The sequence below is a fragment of the Sphingobacterium sp. 40-24 genome, assembly GCF_001899705.1.
Classification (GTDB): domain Bacteria; phylum Bacteroidota; class Bacteroidia; order Sphingobacteriales; family Sphingobacteriaceae; genus Sphingobacterium; species Sphingobacterium multivorum.
Genome location: NZ_MKWH01000060.1, coordinates 13,545 through 32,437 on the forward strand (window position 1 = coordinate 13,545; position 18,893 = coordinate 32,437).

Consider the following 18,893-nt stretch of genomic DNA (forward strand, 5'->3'; position numbering starts at 1 on the left):
GACTTGTTAGCAATACTTTTGTTAGCTATCTTGTTTCGTTAGCGGTATAAGTTTATTGGGTATGGCTAGGCATATCAGTTCTTGTTATCTTTTAAACAGGGTCTCACCTGCAATTACTGTCCGTTCTGTTTTTACATTTCGCAGTTGCTCATTTGGAATTTTCAAGATATCCTTTTCGAGGATAACAAAATCGGCATCTTTTCCCACTTCGATACTTCCTCGTTTTTTCTCCTGAAAACAAGAATATGCCGCCCAGATCGTCATTCCTTTTAAGGCATCTTCACGGCTTATGGCATCTTGCATCTGAAACCCGTGGTTAGGATAGCCTTTTTTGTCGACACGTGCTACAGCGGCGTGGAAACCATATATGGGGTTAAAATGTTCAACCGGAAAGTCACTCCCCAAAGCGAGTTTGCCATATTCTGCCAACAGACGCTTATAAGCGTAAGCGCTTTTCATACGTTCTTCACCAAGTCGATCTTTGGCCCAGTACATATCGGAGGTTGCGTGTGTAGGTTGTACAGATGGTATGATTTGATACTTTCGAAACTTGTCAAAATCTGTAGGCGATATAATTTGGGCGTGCTCGATGCGCCATCTACGGTCACCATTATTGTGGAGGTATTTGCCATAGATATCCAGAATAATACGATTGGCCGAATCGCCTATTGCATGGGTATTTGCCTGAAACTTACTTTCGGCAATCTGTTTGATCATGGCTTCGTATTCCTGGGGGCTATGGAGGAGAAAGCCGTGGGTGGGGGCATCATGGTAATGTGCGAGGAGGCATGCGCCACGAGATCCCAATGCACCATCGGCGAGCAGTTTAAACCCTTTGATCTCGAAACGGTCCGTTTCATAGAAACCCTGATCGATAAATGACTTTATGTTTTGGGGAATGCCGAGGATCATGGCATAATCTCTAATTTTCAACTGTCCTTCGCGATAGTATTTTTTTAGGAGATCGAGTCTTTCTTTTGATAAACCTGCGTCTACAATAGTGGTTAGACCGACGGAAAGGAGGGAGTCTTGCGTTCGCTTGAGCATTCTTAAGTAGTCTTTCTCACTCGGAACCGGGATTGTCTTATTGACAAGATCCATTGCATTGTCGATCAAGAGGCCATTGGGGATATTATTATTCCCGCCGACCACACCGCCACGAATCGTGGGAATACTGGTTAATTTGGCCCATTCTAGCGCTTTGGAGTTGGCTACCGCCGCATGATAATCTACACGCATGAGGTAGACGGGGATATCTGGGAAAGCTTTGTCGAGTAGGTCCTTGGTTGGGAAAGTTTTATCTTTCCAGTGATTTTGGTCCCAGCCACCACCGATCAGCCAAGTTTTGTCCGGATTTTTTTGCTGGTAGTTTTTGACACGTTGAATAACCTCCTCGAAAGAATCGCTACCGTTTAGGTCGACTTGATCCATTAGTTCGGCCTCGTCAAATAAATGAGCATGAGCATCGTAGAATCCCGGATAAATGGCCTTCCCCTGCGCATCAATTTTTTCTATTGCTTTGTACTTCCGCTGTATTTCTTCATCGGAACCGATGGCAATAAATTTACCGTCTTTAACAGCAAAAGCTTGTGCCATACTAAAAGCCGAATCTACAGTATATATTTGCGCATGATAAACAATGAGGTCCACTTTCGTTTGTGGTGAACATGAAATGATTGTCAAGCAGAACAAAAAAATGATGATTGGGAAGGTTTTCATAACCTAAAAATAGCAAAAAGCTTTGAATAAACGGAAACTAGGCTTGGGGCTAGATCTATTGGAGATGCGGACTCGGGGTTTTGACTTATCGAATTGCTTTACGTGAAGTACCTACGCTGAATTGTCGCGTATTATTGGGACAGTAGATCATCAGTAAAGTAGTGAAAGGCAACCTGAAGGAAAAGTAATGCGAATACGGATTATCCAAATACAAAAAAGGCTATCCAAATAACTTGGACAGCCTTTTTAATTCAAAAATCAAAATACGTGATTAACAGTACTCGTCAAATGCTGCAACTAAATTGTCAGCAATCATTTGTGCCGGGCGACCTTCAATCATATGTCTTTCAATCATGTGTACCAATTTTCCGTCTTTAAATAAAGCCATTGCTGGAGAAGATGGCGGATAAGGCAACATGTAGTTACGTGCAGTGTTTACAGCATCAGTTTCCATACCTGCGAAAACAGTGACCAATTTAGCTGGGTGTTTTTCATTTTTTACAGCAGCTTTTGCAGCTGGGCGTGCATTTGCTGCAGCGCAACCACAAACAGAGTTTACAACCACAAAGACAGTTCCTTCTGATGCGATAGCCTGATCAACTGCTTCAGGAGTTTTTAATTCTTCGAATCCTGCATCAACTAACTCTTGACGCATTGGAGTTACTAAATATTCTGGATACATTATTTCTTAAGTAAAATGTTAATATTCTATTTTAATTGTTTCTATAAAGCTTTCTGTCGCTGGGCAAGTATTTTTAGTCCGTATAAACAACAGCTATACTTTATGCTTACAAATATAGCTGTAAAAGGCTGCTTCGTCAAGACACTTGTCTCAAATCAATGTCAGAAAATCTTTTACCGCATGAAGTCCATTTTCAAGACGTTGGTCGCCGAGCCCGGAAATAAGACGGTAATTCGCATTAATGGCGTTCAATTCGCTTTTCCAGATCTCCATGAAGTGTTCGCGCTGTTCGGGAAAATCCCGTAGTGGATCATCCTGCCAAGGTAGATCGATATCCATCAGCAGGTAGAGATCATAAACATGTTGTTGAATTTTATCGGTGACTTCCTGCGGCGTATGACCGAAAAGATGATCTGACCAAATTTTTACCGTAAGAAAGGTGGTGTCACAGATGAGGAGCTGGTCTTGCGCTAAAGGGATCAGGGCTTCCTCTAGGGCTACCTGTCCATAAAACATATTGACTTCGTCCTGCAGGGTATATTTATTGTTGAGGCTTTGGCAATAATAACGTGAATACTCGGGTACGCATACCGTCTGAAATTCCTTGGCAAGAAATTGTGCCATCGTTGATTTTCCGGTGGACTCGGGGCCAACAACGGCAATTTTTATGAAATCTTTTCCCACATCGATCGTTTTGATACGCAATATTACGCAAAATTTTTATAGGTTTTCTGCCAATCGCGATAGCCATTCCAAGCGATGAGCGTGAAAACAAGGTAGAGTACTGCGGTCAGCATAAGGTCTTTGTGTATATAGAGCGGGATATAACAAATATCCACAAATACCCATAAGAGCCAATTTTGAAGCACTTTGCGCGTCATCAGAAATTGAGCAACAAAACTTACGGAGGTGCAGAATGCATCAATATAAGGGACATCGGAATTTGTCTTGCTATCGAGGAGATAACCGATTGATAGTGTTAGGATCAGGATTGCCAGGAGGCAAAGGAGCAGCTGCCCATTGCTGGCTTTGACGATAGGTTTCTTTTTTTCTTCTTTTCGTCTTATCCAATAATACCAACCGTACACAGCTGTGGACAGGAAGTAGAACTGTAGTACAGTATCTCCGTACAGTTTGGCATTATAAAACAGAATCGCGTAGGACGCTACGCTGATGATACTGATTGGCCAGTTCCATATATTTTGCTTAGCGGCCAAATAGACACAAAGAAAGCCTGTCAGGGTACCTAACCATTCGAGCCAAGAGGTCTGGGCAAATTGACGTGCAATCTGCTGAAAAAAATCCTGCATGTGGTGTATTAAAAATTACACCCTAAATATACAAAGTCTGCCCTATAGTCCGTTATTGAACCTGTTTATTCGCGCAATTGGTACTGGCAAAGGACTCGGGCTTAGCCTTAAAAACAAACCCCATACCCATAATATACCCCATGGCTTCTTTCAGGGCAACATTTGACTGGAAATTTGGATTGGTGTTGATGTCGGCGTGGACTTCGAGGTCTACTTTGTGTTTTTCGAGGAGGGGGCAGAGTTGATAGGCTATATCGATGGATTTTTGGACTTCGAGCAGCATCCTTTCTTTAATGCTCATTCGGTGATGCCTTTTGTCCCGTTGGATAAACATAAATCCACCTTTATGTTCCCGGAGAAAGACGATGACTGTAGCGAAGTCGATGATGCCTCTCTTGACTTGGGAATCGGTGCCTATATAAACCTTGAGCTTATTCCCTAGGGCATCTTCTCGTTTAATGACTTCCTCAACAGCATCGAAAATCGTGGAGCGAATGGATTCGCCATTGTATTTTTGCCATCTCATAGCGATATAGATTAGATATAAAAAAATTAAACTTCATCATTGACATAAATTTACTGAATTTCAATGATCTAAGTGTTAATTCAGTTTTAAATAATTTATCCACATTAATGATGTTTTACACCGTAGGCCAGGTCTCCGGCATCACCGAGTCCAGGTACAATATAAGCTTTTGAGGTCAGTTCGTGGTCGACGTCACCTACCCAGATGTGCGCCGTAGGTACAAAAGCCTGAACGTGATTCAGTCCTTCCTCGGATGCAATGGCTGCAACAATATGTAATTCCTTGATGTCATATTCGGCCAGGAGATCCTTACAGCATAATACAAGGCTCTTTCCTGTGGCCAACATGGGGTCTACAATGATTACTGTACGATTATCTAAGTTTGGTGTATTGACATATTCTTTATGAATTTCAAACTCACCGCTCTTTTTGGTATGCCGATAGGCCGCAATGAAGGTATTGTCGGCATGATCAAATACATTTAAAAGTCCCTGATGAAAGGGAAGCCCCGCTCTCAGAATTGTAGCGAGTACGGGTTGTTCCATCAAGAGATGGGTTTTGGCCACACCTAACGGAGTTTCAACTTCAACAGGTTTATAAGCCATCGTCTTGCTGATTTCATAAGCGAAAATTTCACCTAATCGTTCCAGATTCCGACGAAAGCGCATGCGATCCTGTTGAATCGTAATATCTCTCAGTTCGGCAATAAAATGATTTGCAATGCTATTTTGGGTAGATAGAATAGTGACCATGGCGTGTGTGCTAGTTCAGTTAAGCTAAAGATAATAAATAATCAATTGAAAGTAATAACATCTATGGTATTATTATAGTTTGCGCTAAAATGGTAAAATTTTTAGTAAATTTGTGTAAGACCATAGCAGGATATGGCCTGGACCACAGGTCAACAAATCGTCTTGAAGCAGATTGAAACCATCGGATTACAAAAACTGTTTTTGAGCTTAGGGCTCAAGCAATTCGTGGTGCAATGTTTGCTGGAAAAGGCCTGAATGGTTTTCTTAAAGAAATAGGAAATATATGAAATTTGAATTGACATCGGAGTACAAACCCACAGGCGATCAGCCAGAAGCAATTAAGCAGTTGGTAGCAGGGGTAGAGCAGGCAGAGCAATACCAGACGCTTTTGGGGGTAACGGGATCGGGCAAAACCTTTACTGTTGCCAATGTGATTCAGGAAACCCAAAAGCCGACATTGATTTTAAGCCACAATAAAACTTTGGCGGCTCAGTTGTACGGTGAATTCAAACAGTTCTTTCCCAATAACTCGGTCAACTATTTTGTGTCTTATTACGATTATTATCAACCCGAAGCTTTTATTGCTTCGACAAATACCTACATCGAGAAGGATTTGGCGATTAACGAGGAAATCGAAAAGCTGCGGTTGGCAACCACGTCGTCATTGATGTCGGGACGGCGTGATATTGTTGTCGTCTCTTCGGTATCCTGTATCTACGGTATGGGAAATCCGGAAGATTTCTCCCGGTCTATCTTTCGTTTTGGGGTCGGTATGACTGTCACTAGAAACGCTTTACTGCATAAGTTGGTGGAGATTTTATATTCGCGAACGACCACAGAGTTTAAACGGGGTACCTTTCGGGTTAAAGGTGATACAGTGGACGTGTTTCCGGCATACTTGGATAATGCTATTCGGATTTCATTCTTTGGGGATGAAATTGACGAACTGAGTGAGATCGATCCCATTTCAGGGAAAACGCTCAACAAGATGGAAGATCTTGCTCTTTTTCCAGCAAATCTCTTCGTTACACCGAAAGAAAAATTCAAAGAATCGATCTGGGCTATCCAAGATGAATTGATGCAACGGAAAACGCAACTGGAAGACGAGGGCTTAATGCTGGAGGCGAAGCGTTTAGAGGAGCGCGTCAATTATGATCTGGAAATGATGCGTGAACTGGGCTATTGTTCGGGGATTGAAAATTATTCCCGCTTTTTTGATGGTAGACAACCGGGGATGCGTCCGTTCTGTTTGCTGGATTATTTTCCGGAAGATTACCTGTTGGTCATTGATGAGAGTCACGTGACCTTACCGCAATTACGTGCGATGTATGGAGGTGACCGATCGCGAAAAGTTTCCTTGGTAGAACATGGGTTTAGGTTGCCCGCGGCTTTGGATAATAGACCTTTAAACTTTCCGGAGTTTGAATCCTTGACAAATCAGACGATTTATGTATCGGCGACTCCGGGCGATTACGAACTGCAGCAGACCGAAGGTGTTGTCGTTGAGCAGGTCATTCGCCCAACAGGACTTCTGGATCCAATTATTGAAGTACGACCAGCGATTAATCAGGTCGATGATTTCTTGGAAGAAGTCGATAAGACCATTAAAGAGGGAGGACGTGTTTTGGCTACTACATTGACCAAACGCATGGCTGAAGAACTTTCCAAATATATGACCAAGCTGAACTTAAAAGTCCGTTATATCCACTCTGAAATTAAAACCTTGGAGCGGGTTGAAATCTTGCGGGGGCTCCGCTTGGGTGAATTTGATATCCTGGTCGGGGTGAATTTACTTCGTGAGGGGCTTGATTTGCCGGAGGTCACGCTTGTTGCTATTCTCGACGCGGATAAGGAGGGCTTTCTGCGTTCCGAACGATCGCTTATTCAGACGATTGGTCGCGCGGCCCGGAATGATAAAGGTCGGGTTATTATGTATGCGGATAAAATGACGGATAGCATGCGCGTCACAATAGATGAAACCAATCGTCGCCGAGACAAGCAGATGAAATATAACTTGGAACATGGCATTACACCGCGTACTGTGGGCAAAACAAGAGAGGAGATCTTAGAGCAGACTTCTGTTGCTGATTTCTCGGGTATTGAACCTAAAATTTATGTTGAACCTGATCCGTCGCAGGCCATTGCAGCTGATCCAGTGATGCAGTATCTCAGTGAGAAGGATCTGAAGAAAGCGATCGATAACGTACGGAAGAAAATGGATAAATCAGCGAAAGAAATGGATTTCTTGGAAGCAGCGAAATATCGTGATGAAATGTTCTCCTTGGAGAAGCTCTATGAAGAGCGATTCCCTTCGTAAAGGAAGTCGGTTTTAGTTATTGTTAATCAATTTAAGATTTGTTAAACGACGCTAAATAGCGTATAAATTAAGATTCCACCGTCCATATTTGTAGCAATTGTAAATAAATTGGGTACATATGAAACATTTAATCTACAGCATAATACTGTTTTTTGTGCTTTCCGCAGCATTCTGCCAAAGTAAAATTTCCTACGGGATAAACGCCGGGTACACGAATGCTCCTGGACCTAATAGATTGGGCCGTACTTCCTAAGGTTAACGATTGAACTATATTGTTCAATTGTTAACATATTTTGCGTAAATCAAATTCTTCTCAGTAAATTAGTGCTCAAATCTAAACTAAAACATACTAAAAAATGAAAAAGCCAATTCTCGTTGTCAAATTTGGATCGGCTTCTATTACCACGAAAGAGGGAGAAGTTGATGAACGTATTGTTTTGGAGATCGCTAGGCAAATTGCTTCCTTACAAAAGAAATACAATATCGTCTTGGTCTCTTCAGGTGCTGTTGCTGCCGGTAAACGTTTTCTGCCCAGCTACACAGGAACGCTATCCGAACGCAAAGCAGCTGCTGCAATTGGGAACCCTATATTGATTAATACGTATTCTACTTATTTCCGACCGTTTAAAATTTCATTGGCGCAGAGTTTATGTGAGCGACATCACTTTTCCAATCGGGATCAATTTCTACAATTGAAAAATACGTATGAGGAATTGTGGCGGAACAATGTTATTCCAATCGCAAATGAAAATGATGTGGTGAGTAATAAAGAACTGAAGTTTTCAGATAATGATGAGCTGGCAACCTTGATTGCTGTTGGTTTTGGTGCCGAAAAATTACTGTTTAGCACTTCCGTTCCTGGTGTGTTGGATGCAAACAACAAGATTATACCGCAAATTGAAACAATTGACCGGGATATTTTAGGGCTGGCAAGGAAGGATAAATCTTCCGTAGGATTAGGGGGAATGACCTCGAAATTGAACTTTGCCCGATTGGCCAATCAAATGGGGATTGCTGTGGTGATTTTTAGTATGCAAACCGAGGAGGCGATACAAAAAGCGGTTAAGCACGAGACTGGCACATTGTGTCTGGCTCAAAGTAAGAAGATCTCTTCCCGCAAGAAATGGCTCGCGAGTGGAAGTTTAATAAAAGGGGAATTGATGGTTGATCGTGGAGCGGAGGAAGCATTATTGAAGCACAAAAGTTTACTCGCTGTGGGGGTAACCCGTATCGTCGAGCATTTTGAAAAAGGAGAAGTGTTAAATATTGTCAATCTAGAAGGCTTAACTATTGCCGTTGCCCGCGCGAAGATGGATTCATCCGCTTTGTCCCAGACCAGTAAAAAAAATGTAGAAATTGCACATGCAAATGATATTGTATTATTATGAGTGAATCCATCTTAAACCAACTTCAGGCGGCGGCCAAAGCAAAACAAATTTTGCAACAACTGGCTCCTGATACCAAAATAACTATTTTAAATGCCATCGCAGAAGGTCTTATCGCACATACTACTGATGTATTAAAAGCCAATAAGATTGATTTGGATCGTATGGCTGATGACGACCCCAAAAAGGATCGTCTTTTGCTCAATAGCGATCGTCTAAAAGGTTTGGCTGACAGTGTTAAGCAGATCGCTCAGTTGGCAGATCCAACAGATCAGTTATTACTAAAAAAGATATTGCCAAATGGATTGGAGATCGAGAAAATTACGGTTCCACTCGGAGTCGTTGGGGTCATCTACGAATCGCGACCTAATGTGACGATAGACGTTGCTGCATTGTGTATTCAGTCGGGTAACGTTTGTCTATTGCGCGGTGGTTCGGACGCGTTACACACCAACGAGGCGTTGTTGAAAGTGATCCATGCTGTCTTGGAGCAGTATGGTATTGCAACAACTATTGTGCAACTGTTGCCTGTTGATAGGAAGCATGTTTCGGAATTATTGGAAGCTACCCAATTCGTGGATATTATCATACCACGGGGTTCACAGTCGCTGATCGATTATGTCAGGGAACACGCTAAAGTACCAGTTATTGAAACTGGAGCAGGAGTATGCCATACTTATGTGGACCGTACAGCAGATTTGGATATGGCAGCGAAAATTGTTGCCAATGCTAAAATTTCCAGGCCATCGGTGTGTAATTCTTTAGATACTGTTTTGGTCGATCGTGCTGTTGCTGCCGAGTTCCTAACGAAATTGAAAACTTATTTTGAAGATGCTCAGGTGGAAGTTTTCGCGGACCCTACAGCTTATGAGGTATTACAGGGTCAACATTTTTCAAATTTAAAGCGCGCAGATGAAGCCGATTTTGGAAGAGAATTTTTAGATTTGAAGTGTTCAATAAAGACGGTCACCAGTTTGGACGAAGCTTTGGAGCATATCGCAAAATATTCTTCCAAACATTCGGAATGTATTGTTTCTTCCAGTGAACTCCATATTGAACAATTTTTGAATACAGTGGATGCTGCCGCGGTATATGCCAATGCATCTACACGTTTTACGGACGGAGGTGAGTTTGGTCTGGGTGCGGAAATAGGTATCTCGACCCAAAAATTACATGCCCGTGGACCATTTGCATTGGAAAAATTGGTAACAGAGAAGTGGATTGTCCGCGGAAATGGACAGATCAGATAAGCATAGATCATGGGATTAAGTTTTAAGAAAGATGTATTGATGAATTGGATCGAAGAAATTGGTAAATTTCTTCGCATATGGACAGAAGGGCATGATGCTTTTACGGAGCCGACTGATCCAGCAGTATTTGAAGATGCTTATGAGAAATTCTTCGAAAAGAGTAGGACCTATTTTTTAAATCTTTCCGAAAATAAACTTTCGGCATATCTCAAAACAGATCTTCAAATTCAGCAACTACATCCATTGGCTTTAACGTTGTTATTTGATGGGTTGAATGCTACAGATGGCAATCAGGAGAATTTACTTCGTAAAGCAAAGTTTATTTTGAATCTGGCGATGGCAGAAACGGCAAGCTTTGCCTTTCAGGATTATCAATATCTTGCTATGATCGATAACAAATTGAAGAGTCTTTAGATTAATAAAGCTCTCCGTCATGCAATGTCCTAAAAAAGTGTTTAACTTTTTGGGTTCATTGCATGACGGAGACCTTAGCGCAGGATCTCACGGGCAATCACCAGACGTTGGATCTCAGAGGTTCCCTCATATATTTGCGTGATTTTTGCGTCGCGCATTAACCTTTCGACATGATATTCTTTTACGTAACCGTAGCCACCGTGGATCTGTACAGCTTCGACAGTGTGTTTCATGGAAACTTCAGATGCATGCAGTTTGGCCATGGCAGCTTCTTTACCGTAAGGAAGCCCCTGGTCTTTCGTCCAGGCAGCTTTATACGTCAAAAGTCGAGCTGCCTCGATATCAACTTCCATGTCGGCCAATTTAAACTGTATGGCCTGATGATCCGAAATCGGTTTTCCAAAGGTCTTTCGTTCTTTTGAGTAAGCCAAAGCAAGGTCATAGGCACCCGCAGCAATTCCTAAGGCCTGTGCCGCAATCCCAATGCGACCGCCATCGAGTGTTTTCATAGCAAATTTAAATCCGAAGCCATCTTCTCCGATACGGTTTTCCTTGGGAACCTGAACATCGGAAAATAGGAGTGAATGGGTATCGGAACTACGGATACCCAATTTGTTTTCTTTAGGACCAATGGTAAATCCCGGCAGCCCTTTTTCAACGATCAATACATTGATTCCTTTGTGGCCTTTTTCAGGATGTGTCTGTGCAATGACAAGATAGATATCGGCATGGCCACCATTGGTGATCCAATTTTTTGTACCATTTAGGAGATAGTGATCCCCCTTATCTTCGGCGGTGGTATGCTGTGAGGAGGCGTCCGAACCAGCTTCAGGTTCTGACAACGCAAAAGCACCAAGTTTTTCACCTTTCGCTAAAGGAATCAGGTACTTTTGTTTTTGTTCCTCTGTACCATAAGCATTGAGTCCATATAATACCAGGGAATTGTGGGCGGATACGATAACGGCCGCTGAGGCATCAATTTTGGCAATTTCTTCGAGCACGAGAACATAGGCCAACGTATCCATTCCAGCTCCGCCATAAGCTTCGGGGGTCATGATACCCATAAACCCGAGTTCGCCCATTTGCTTGACAAAATCTGTTGGAAATTTTGCGGCTTCATCGCGCTCGATTGCCCCAGCCTTTAGCTCCTGGGCAAATTCCCGCGCTGCGTCGCGGATCATTTTATGCTCTTCGCTTAATTCAAAATTCATGGCATTTCAGTTTTTTGGTTCATCAGTTACCAAGCCGATAACGTATATATAATAAGGTTTGCTGTCAAAAAGTTTCCTCCCAACTCACAATCATTTTATGAGCTCGGTGTACCAACATACTCAAATATACAAAATATATATTATGCAGGCATAGTAATATAACAAATTACTTTTTAAACTACTTGAGCTAATCATTATAAGCATTTTGGAAAGTAATGGCCAGGGTAGGGCGGACAAGTAGCAAGGGGCATGTTGGTTTTCATTTTGTTTATAAGTGTAAAATCCTTACTTTCAATTGGATTAAGTTTAGTTTTTTCATTTCAATTTAAAAAATTGAAGAATTACTTGTTTGCTAAATTTAATCTACTATATTTGTAGACTATATAATTTAAACACATTTAAAAAATAAGATTATGAGTTTAAGATTAGGGGATGAAGCGCCAAATTTTAAAGCGCAAACAACCATTGGTGAAATAGACTTTCACGATTATATCAAAGATAGCTGGGTCGTTTTCTTTTCGCACCCGTCAGATTATACGCCGGTATGTACTACAGAGTTGGGCCGTACGGCAAAATTGAAATCTGAATTTGACAAGAGGGGTGTGAAGGCCATTGCGCTAAGCGTCGATAATGTAAACGATCACTTGAATTGGATTAAGGATATCAATGAAACGCAAAATACCGAAGTGAATTTTCCGGTTATTGCTGATGAAGATCATCATGTATCCGAATTGTACGATATGATCCACCCAAATGCTTCCGCAACAGCGACCGTACGTTCCGTATTTATTATCGGTCCTGACAAAAAGATCAAATTGACGCTGACCTATCCAGCATCAACAGGTCGTAATTTTGATGAAATTTTACGGGTCATTGATTCTTTACAGTTAACTGCCGATTATCAAGTCGCTACGCCCGCTGACTGGAAGCATGGTGAAGATGTTATTGTTGTGCCAGCGATCAAGACAGAAGATATTCCTGCTAAATTTCCAAAAGGCTTCAAAGAGATCAAACCGTATTTGAGAACGACGCCACAGCCTAATCTATAGGGAGTAAGCCCTTGGAATTAAAGAACAAAAAAAGGCAACGTTGAAAAACGTTGCCTTTTTTATAAGTTCTAAATGCCTCCTAATAGACTTTAACCATGTAGATATAGTCTTGCATTTTCTTGATTTGTTCTGTTCTTGGTAAACCTGCCAAGCTATTCTTTTTGTTGATCTTAAGACCGGTAACCAGTGAATCACTTGGTATGTCCGCTAAGGCGTTCAAGATTGATTTCGTTTTGATTGCAAAGGCGGCACCATCTATGCCACGTTGTTTTCCGGAAATAATACCAATCACATTACCTCTGCTATCCAATACCGGACCGCCACTGTTACCTGGATTGACAGGTACGGAGATCTGATAAGCGATGGTATCACCGGCATAACCTGTTGATGAACTTAGGTATCCCTGACCATATACTGCTTCGTCCCGAGGAAACCCGATCGTATAAATATCTTCACCAAGATCTGAAGTCGACGTTTTGAACGTGTAAGGTAAGCTTTTAGCTTTCTTAAAGGTCTTATCTGCGATGTATAAGATCGCCAAGTCTTTGCTTGGATCGGTGTGTACGATTTGTGCTTTATACGATTCGCCTTTACTATTTTGTAAATAGATCGAATCAGCCCCGCTAATGACATGGTAATTGGTGACGACATAGCCATCTGTCGTCAACATAAATCCTGTTGCACCAAACTGGCTTTCGGTACCTTTTACAGATTTTTTGTCATTGATATCCCTGATAGCAGCGTTGTGTGCGTTGACGTTCTTTTTGACATTGTTCATGTCTCTACGTAATGCACTGTAATCGGAAGATGCTTTCTCGAGGTTGCTGTAATAACCGCTCAGCCATAATGTGCCAAATACTGCAAATACCGCTACCACTGCAGCCACTAAAGAACTTGCTTTGATGCGTTCCCAAAGTGAAATTACCGCTGATTGTTTTATAGGAACTACCTTTGCGGGTTTGTTTTGGGTTTTATGGTATTCTTTTGCTGATTGTGCTAAAGCATTTTTGAAATCCAGCCGTTGACTGGTTTCTTTCATATTGGCAACAAATTCGCGGTGTTGTTGTAATTGGGCAGCATAGGAGGGCTGATCAGCACAAAAAGATTCAAATGCAGCTTTTTCTTCGGCCGATAATTCGCCGCGAAGATACTGGTCTGCTAATTCGAAAAATTCTTTTTGATTCATTGTTCCCATGGTGTTACACTAATTTTAATCTGTTGAAAAAAATATTTTTTTCAGCCGTTGTAGGCATTTATACTTCTGAGTCTTGGCATTATCTGTATTGGTATAACCAAATTTATCACAGATGTCCTGCATCGAATGGTTTAAGATGTAGAAATCATGTAAGATTGTCTTACAAGGTTCTCCCATTTTCTCTAAGGCAAGTTCCATTTGGTCGAACTTCTTTTCAAGTTCTTGATGCTGTTGTAGATCTTCTTCCTCAAATAAGGAATCTTCATAACCGCTAATGTCACTGTTGCCAAAACCAGCACGATTGAGTTGCTTAAGCCAAAGCCTTCTGCAAATCGAGTAAAGATATGTTTTAAGTTTGCTGCTGAGCTCAAAGTTCCCTTTGGAAACTTTATCGTAGAGCACAATGACAGCTTCTTGAAAAATATCTTTCGCTTCATCCTCACTTCCATTGTTTTGCAAGATCATATGGCTTATAGACGGATAGTACCGCTTGTAGATAGCATCTATCGCCAAGCTGTTGCCGTCTTTGATGCCTTCAATGATTTGCTCATCATTTTCTAGCAGGACTGATTTACTGAATTTACTCACCTATTAATACCTTAATGCTTAAATTGTAACCCTTTGAAAAATAAAATTCTTCGAAATATTTTCAAACGTAAACTTTTATTTGTTTAAAGTGAAATCTATCCCCAAAAATAAGGCTTATTCCTTGAAACCGAAAGCATTTGTTTTTTATTGGAATCAGCTTCTTTTGGGAGGACATCGTTATTTTTCGCCGGGTCAATTTTTTACGTTTTTACATTGTTTTATGTACGATCCTCAAATGGAGAACCTATAGAACAATTTTAAAGTTCGATATGATCTTTTTTGTATCGAAAAAGTTTCGCAATCGAGTGCTTTAATAATCTGCTTGTTATTACTACAAAATGAAGTTACATTTGGTTTCCTGGACTAAATTGCTTAATTACATTATGTTAAGAAACTCTGTTATTTTTTCAACGATTCTAGCCTCATTGCTGTCGCTGGACACTACCGTCACGATAGGGCAAACGATTACGTCATCTATCGACGGTTTCCAGTATGGAGCCACAACGGCTCCAAAAGGGAATGAATGGGAATCGCCTCAATTATTATCACTTAATAAGGAGTTGCCGCATGCGTCGTTCTTCTCCTTTCAGAACGTAGAAAGTGCGCGAAAAGTACTTCCCGAGCATAGTAACTATTGGCTTTCGCTCAATGGATCCTGGAAGTTTAACTGGGTAAAGACCCCGGAAGAGCGACCAAAGGACTTTTATGATCCGAATTATAATGTGGGTGCCTGGGAATCTGTTCCAGTCCCTATGAGCTGGAATATTTATGGTATACAGAAGGATGGAAGCTTAAAATATGGTGTACCTATTTATACCAACCAACGTGTGATCTTTCATCATCAAGTAAAGGTCGATGATTGGCGCGGTGGAGTTATGCGGACACCAGCCCAAGATTGGACAACTTATGTCTACCGTAATGAAGTGGGATCGTACCGACGTAACTTTACAGTACCTACTCATTGGGACGGTCGTGAGGTATTTATCAATTTTGATGGTGTAGACTCCTTTTTCTACCTGTGGATAAATGGCAAATATGTCGGATTTTCAAAAAATTCCAGAAACGTCGCATCTTTCAATATCTCGCCTTACTTAAAAAAGGGTGCTGAAAATGTGTTGGCTGTTGAAGTTTACCGGAGTTCGGACGCTTCCTTTTTGGAAGATCAGGATATGTTTAGATTGCCCGGGATATTTCGGGATGTTTCGCTTACTTCAACGCCAAAAGTTCAGATTCGCGATTTAGCGGCCATTCCAGACTTGGACAGCAATTACGAAAATGGTTCGTTGAAAATTACGAGTACTGTACGCAATCTGGGTAATAAGAAAGCTGAAGGGTATAAAGTAGTTTATTCACTTTATAAAAATAAGCTATACAGTGACGAGAATACCCTTGTTGATCAGACAGAAGCTTCATCAGCTGTGCCAGCCCTGGATGGTCAAGTTTCTAATAGCGTCGCCGCAACGTTGAACGTCAAAAATCCGGATAAATGGTCTGCCGAATTACCTTATCGGTATACTTTGGTGGCTGAATTGAAGGATAAAAAGAACAAAACGGTTGAGACTATTTCTACCTATGTTGGATTTAGAAAGGTTGAGATTAAAGATACCAAGGCTGCGGATGATGAATTTGGCTTGGCCGGACGTTATTATTATGTCAATGGTAAGACGGTGAAACTGAAAGGCGTCAACCGTCATGAAACCAATCCTGAACATGGCAAAGTAGTGACCAGAGAACAGATGGAAGCTGAGGTGAAATTAATGAAACGGGCGAATATCAACCATGTCCGGAATTCGCATTATCCAGAACCTGCTTATTGGTATTATTTATGCGATAAATATGGAATTTATCTCGAGGATGAGGCCAATATCGAAAGCCATGAATATTATTATGGCAAAGAGTCTCTTTCTCATGTTCCTGAATGGAAAAATGCCCATGTAGCCCGTAATATCGAGATGGTGCATTCGACCATCAACCATCCGGCAGTGGTTATCTGGTCTTTAGGAAATGAAGCCGGTCCGGGTGATAATTTCGTGGCCGCCTATCAGGCTATCAAGAAAATCGATACGTCAAGACCTGTTCAATACGAGCGTAACAATACAATCGTTGATATGGGCTCCAATCAATACCCCTCAATAGACTGGGTAAGAGGAGCTGTAAAAGGCACTTACAAATTGAAATATCCATTTCATATCTCGGAGTATTCACATTCCATGGGTAATGCCGTTGGTAACCTAATTGATTATTGGGAAGCCATCGAATCGACCAACTTCTTTATGGGCGGTGCCATTTGGGATTGGATTGATCAGGCCATGTATTATTACGATAAGAAGACCGGCGAACGCTTTCTCGCTTATGGCGGCGACTTTGGAGACAAACCCAATGATGGAACCTTTGTCAATAATGGGTTGATCTTTGCCGATATGAAACCTAAACCACAGTATTTTGAGGTCAAGAAAGTGTACCAAAATGCGGGCGTAAAGGCTGTTGATATTCAACAGGGGAAAATTGAGCTTTTCAATAAAAATTATTTTAAAGATCTATCCGATTATCAGGTTCAATGGTCGCTATATAAGGATGGAGTAGAAGTAAAAAATAGTGCAGGTACAATCAGTGCCGCTGATTTGCCGACAGCGCGCCAACGCAAGCAGCTTATATTGCCGATAAATTATGCGCAGTTAGATGCGGGATCGGAGTATTTTGTAAAAGTACAGTTTATTCTCAATACAGATCGACCTTGGGCGGCCAAAGGTTTTGTTCAAATGGAGGAACAACTGTTTGTCAAAGCGGCTGAAAATAAACCGTTGATTTCCGCTGTTGCACAAGGAGGGGCTCCGTCGCTTTCCAAAGAAGGTGATTTGCAGGTGGTGAAAGGAGATCAGTTTATCGCGAAGTTTGACAATAAAACAGGCTCGATATATAATCTAACATATGCCGGTAAACAAGTTATCCGCGATGGCGAAGGCCCAAAATTGGATGCACTACGTGCTCCGGTTGACAATGACAACTGGGCTTACCAACAATGGTTTGAAAAAGGATTACATAACCTTAAACATAAGGTTTTGTCTTCAAACAGTTATACCAAGAAAGATGGAACAGTTGTATTGGCGTTTACGGTTGAATCGCAAGCTCCATATGGCGCGTCTTTGTTGGGGGGAACTTCGGGAACCTACACGCTTAAAGAGCATACGGATAAGCCTTTTGGCAAAGATGATTTTAAATTTACAAGCAATCAGATCTGGACAATTTATAAGGATGGCTCTATTGAATTGTCGTCGAGTATTACATCCAATAATGCAAGTGTTGTATTAGCTCGATTGGGATATGCTTTGCAATTACCGACCGAGTATGGCAATTATAGTTATTATGGACGTGGACCGATCAATAATTATGCTGATCGGAAGACAGCACAATTTATTGAATTGCACAAAAGCACTGTAAAAGATCAGTTTGTGCCATGGCCTAATCCGCAAAATATGAGTAACAATGAGGATGTGCGTTGGACAGCATTGACAAATAATGCTGGACAGGGAGTTGTTTTTATTGCGAAAGAGCATTTATCAACATCCGCTTTGGACTATAGTGAGCTTGAGTTGACCTTTGCACCGCACCCTTATCAATTACCAAAAAGTTCGGGCGTACACGTGCATCTTGATGCAGCTGTAACAGGACTTGGTGGTAATAGCTGTGGACAAGGGCCACCGTTAGAAAAGGACCGTGTGAAAGCAGTACCAACGGCTATCGGTTTCATTATCCGTCCGATTCAGAACAATGATATGATAGCAAAGGCTCAGATAGCGACTGCCGGTGACGCGCCCATTTCGTTGGCAAGAAGTTCAAATGGAGAAGTTTCTATTCAATCGGGAAATAAAAATGAGACCGTATTATACAGTTTGAACAATGCAAAGGCAAGTGTCTATAAAGCGCCTTTTGACTTACGCGCCGGTGGTACAGTAACGGCTTGGTATCAGCAAAATGAAAAATTGAAGGTAACACAACAATACACTAAAATCGAAACCATTCCAATGGAGGTTGTTTTTGCTTCAAGTCAGGAGACTGGTGAAGGGGATGCCAAGAACCTATTGGATGGAGATCCTTCCTCGATTTGGCACACGATGTATTCGGTTACCGTAGCACAGTATCCACATTGGGTTGATTTTGATGCTGGAAGTAGCAAAACAATTAAGGGCTTCACTTTTCTACCAAGACAGGATGGACCGAATGGTGATATCAAGGATTATAAGATCCAGGTGAGTAAAGATGGGAAGAACTGGGAAGATGTGATGTCCGGATCTTTTGAACGGAATAAAAAATTAAAAACTGTTCGATTCGAAAAGCCTGTGAAAGGACGTTATATCCGCTTTACAGGACTTAACTCCCAACGTGGTGATGATTATGCTTCCGGAGCTGAATTTGCTGTTATCGCTGAGTAATTTGCTTTAAATCGCATATTGAGCCAGCACCTGTCAAACAGGTGCTGGCTTTTTTGTTGGCGACC

General features: G+C 41.6%; 15 protein-coding genes. 6 read left to right on the forward strand and 9 right to left on the reverse strand.

Annotated features, from left to right (window positions below; genetic code table 11):
• Nucleotides 1-84 precede the first annotated feature (84 nt).
• The 6 genes from BGP15_RS21760 to upp all read right to left on the reverse strand — a co-directional run bounded on the left by BGP15_RS21760 (nucleotide 85) and on the right by upp (nucleotide 4,989).
• The gene (locus BGP15_RS21760; protein WP_286770728.1) at nucleotides 85-1,596 is read right to left on the reverse strand and encodes an amidohydrolase; all 1,512 of its coding nucleotides are present in this window, start codon (nucleotides 1,594-1,596) and stop codon (nucleotides 85-87) included.
• A gap of 394 nt (nucleotides 1,597-1,990) precedes the next feature.
• Nucleotides 1,991-2,401, reverse strand: coding sequence for a BrxA/BrxB family bacilliredoxin (locus BGP15_RS21765; protein ID WP_070563263.1), 411 nt, complete (start codon nucleotides 2,399-2,401; stop codon nucleotides 1,991-1,993).
• A gap of 150 nt (nucleotides 2,402-2,551) precedes the next feature.
• On the reverse strand, nucleotides 2,552-3,085 hold the full coding sequence (locus BGP15_RS21770) for an AAA family ATPase (protein WP_070563596.1): 534 nt from the start codon (nucleotides 3,083-3,085) through the stop codon (nucleotides 2,552-2,554).
• 23 nt (nucleotides 3,086-3,108) lie between these two features.
• On the reverse strand, nucleotides 3,109-3,711 hold the full coding sequence (gene pnuC, locus BGP15_RS21775; protein WP_070563266.1) for a nicotinamide riboside transporter PnuC: 603 nt from the start codon (nucleotides 3,709-3,711) through the stop codon (nucleotides 3,109-3,111).
• Between the two features lie 52 nt (nucleotides 3,712-3,763).
• Nucleotides 3,764-4,237, reverse strand: coding sequence for a ribonuclease H-like YkuK family protein (locus BGP15_RS21780; RefSeq protein ID WP_046672303.1), 474 nt, complete (start codon nucleotides 4,235-4,237; stop codon nucleotides 3,764-3,766).
• A 104-nt stretch (nucleotides 4,238-4,341) separates the two neighbouring features.
• Entirely contained in the window at nucleotides 4,342-4,989 is a 648-nt protein-coding gene (upp, locus tag BGP15_RS21785) for a uracil phosphoribosyltransferase (RefSeq protein ID WP_046672304.1), read from the reverse strand.
• A 283-nt stretch (nucleotides 4,990-5,272) separates the two neighbouring features.
• Between upp and uvrB the strand changes: the two genes are divergently transcribed.
• The 4 genes from uvrB (at nucleotide 5,273) to BGP15_RS21805 (ending at nucleotide 10,355) form a co-directional block, all read left to right on the forward strand.
• Entirely contained in the window at nucleotides 5,273-7,306 is a 2,034-nt protein-coding gene (uvrB, locus tag BGP15_RS21790) for an excinuclease ABC subunit UvrB (protein WP_286770729.1), read from the forward strand.
• Between the two features lie 356 nt (nucleotides 7,307-7,662).
• A complete protein-coding gene (gene proB, locus BGP15_RS21795) occupies nucleotides 7,663-8,694 on the forward strand; it encodes a glutamate 5-kinase (RefSeq protein WP_286770730.1) in 1,032 nt (343 codons plus the stop codon).
• On the forward strand, nucleotides 8,691-9,941 hold the full coding sequence (locus BGP15_RS21800; RefSeq protein ID WP_070563274.1) for a glutamate-5-semialdehyde dehydrogenase: 1,251 nt from the start codon (nucleotides 8,691-8,693) through the stop codon (nucleotides 9,939-9,941). Before proB ends, BGP15_RS21800 begins: the two co-directional genes overlap by 4 nt.
• Before the next feature lie 9 nt (nucleotides 9,942-9,950).
• Nucleotides 9,951-10,355 carry a hypothetical protein gene (locus BGP15_RS21805; RefSeq protein ID WP_286770731.1) on the forward strand — a complete coding sequence of 135 codons (405 nt, stop codon included), beginning with the start codon at nucleotides 9,951-9,953 and terminating at the stop codon, nucleotides 10,353-10,355.
• A gap of 74 nt (nucleotides 10,356-10,429) precedes the next feature.
• Here BGP15_RS21805 and BGP15_RS21810 read toward each other — a convergent pair whose 3' ends face one another.
• Nucleotides 10,430-11,566: an acyl-CoA dehydrogenase gene (locus tag BGP15_RS21810; protein ID WP_286770732.1), complete on the reverse strand. Its 1,137-nt coding sequence runs from the start codon at nucleotides 11,564-11,566 to the stop codon at nucleotides 10,430-10,432.
• A 413-nt stretch (nucleotides 11,567-11,979) separates the two neighbouring features.
• On the opposite strand from BGP15_RS21810, the gene BGP15_RS21815 reads away from it, so the two are divergent.
• Entirely contained in the window at nucleotides 11,980-12,615 is a 636-nt protein-coding gene (locus BGP15_RS21815; protein ID WP_070563280.1) for a peroxiredoxin, read from the forward strand.
• A 79-nt stretch (nucleotides 12,616-12,694) separates the two neighbouring features.
• Here the strand turns inward: BGP15_RS21815 and BGP15_RS21820 are convergent, their stop codons facing one another.
• Together BGP15_RS21820 and BGP15_RS21825 are read right to left on the reverse strand one after the other, a co-directional pair.
• Nucleotides 12,695-13,801, reverse strand: coding sequence for a S1 family peptidase (locus BGP15_RS21820; RefSeq protein ID WP_236586131.1), 1,107 nt, complete (start codon nucleotides 13,799-13,801; stop codon nucleotides 12,695-12,697).
• Nucleotides 13,802-13,825: 24 nt separating this feature from the next.
• On the reverse strand, nucleotides 13,826-14,398 hold the full coding sequence (locus BGP15_RS21825; protein ID WP_115047104.1) for an RNA polymerase sigma factor: 573 nt from the start codon (nucleotides 14,396-14,398) through the stop codon (nucleotides 13,826-13,828).
• Nucleotides 14,399-14,781: 383 nt separating this feature from the next.
• On the opposite strand from BGP15_RS21825, the gene BGP15_RS21830 reads away from it, so the two are divergent.
• Nucleotides 14,782-18,828, forward strand: a complete 4,047-nt coding sequence (locus tag BGP15_RS21830; protein ID WP_286770733.1) for a glycoside hydrolase family 2 TIM barrel-domain containing protein — start codon at nucleotides 14,782-14,784, stop codon at nucleotides 18,826-18,828.
• The last annotated feature ends 65 nt before the right edge of the window (nucleotides 18,829-18,893 follow it).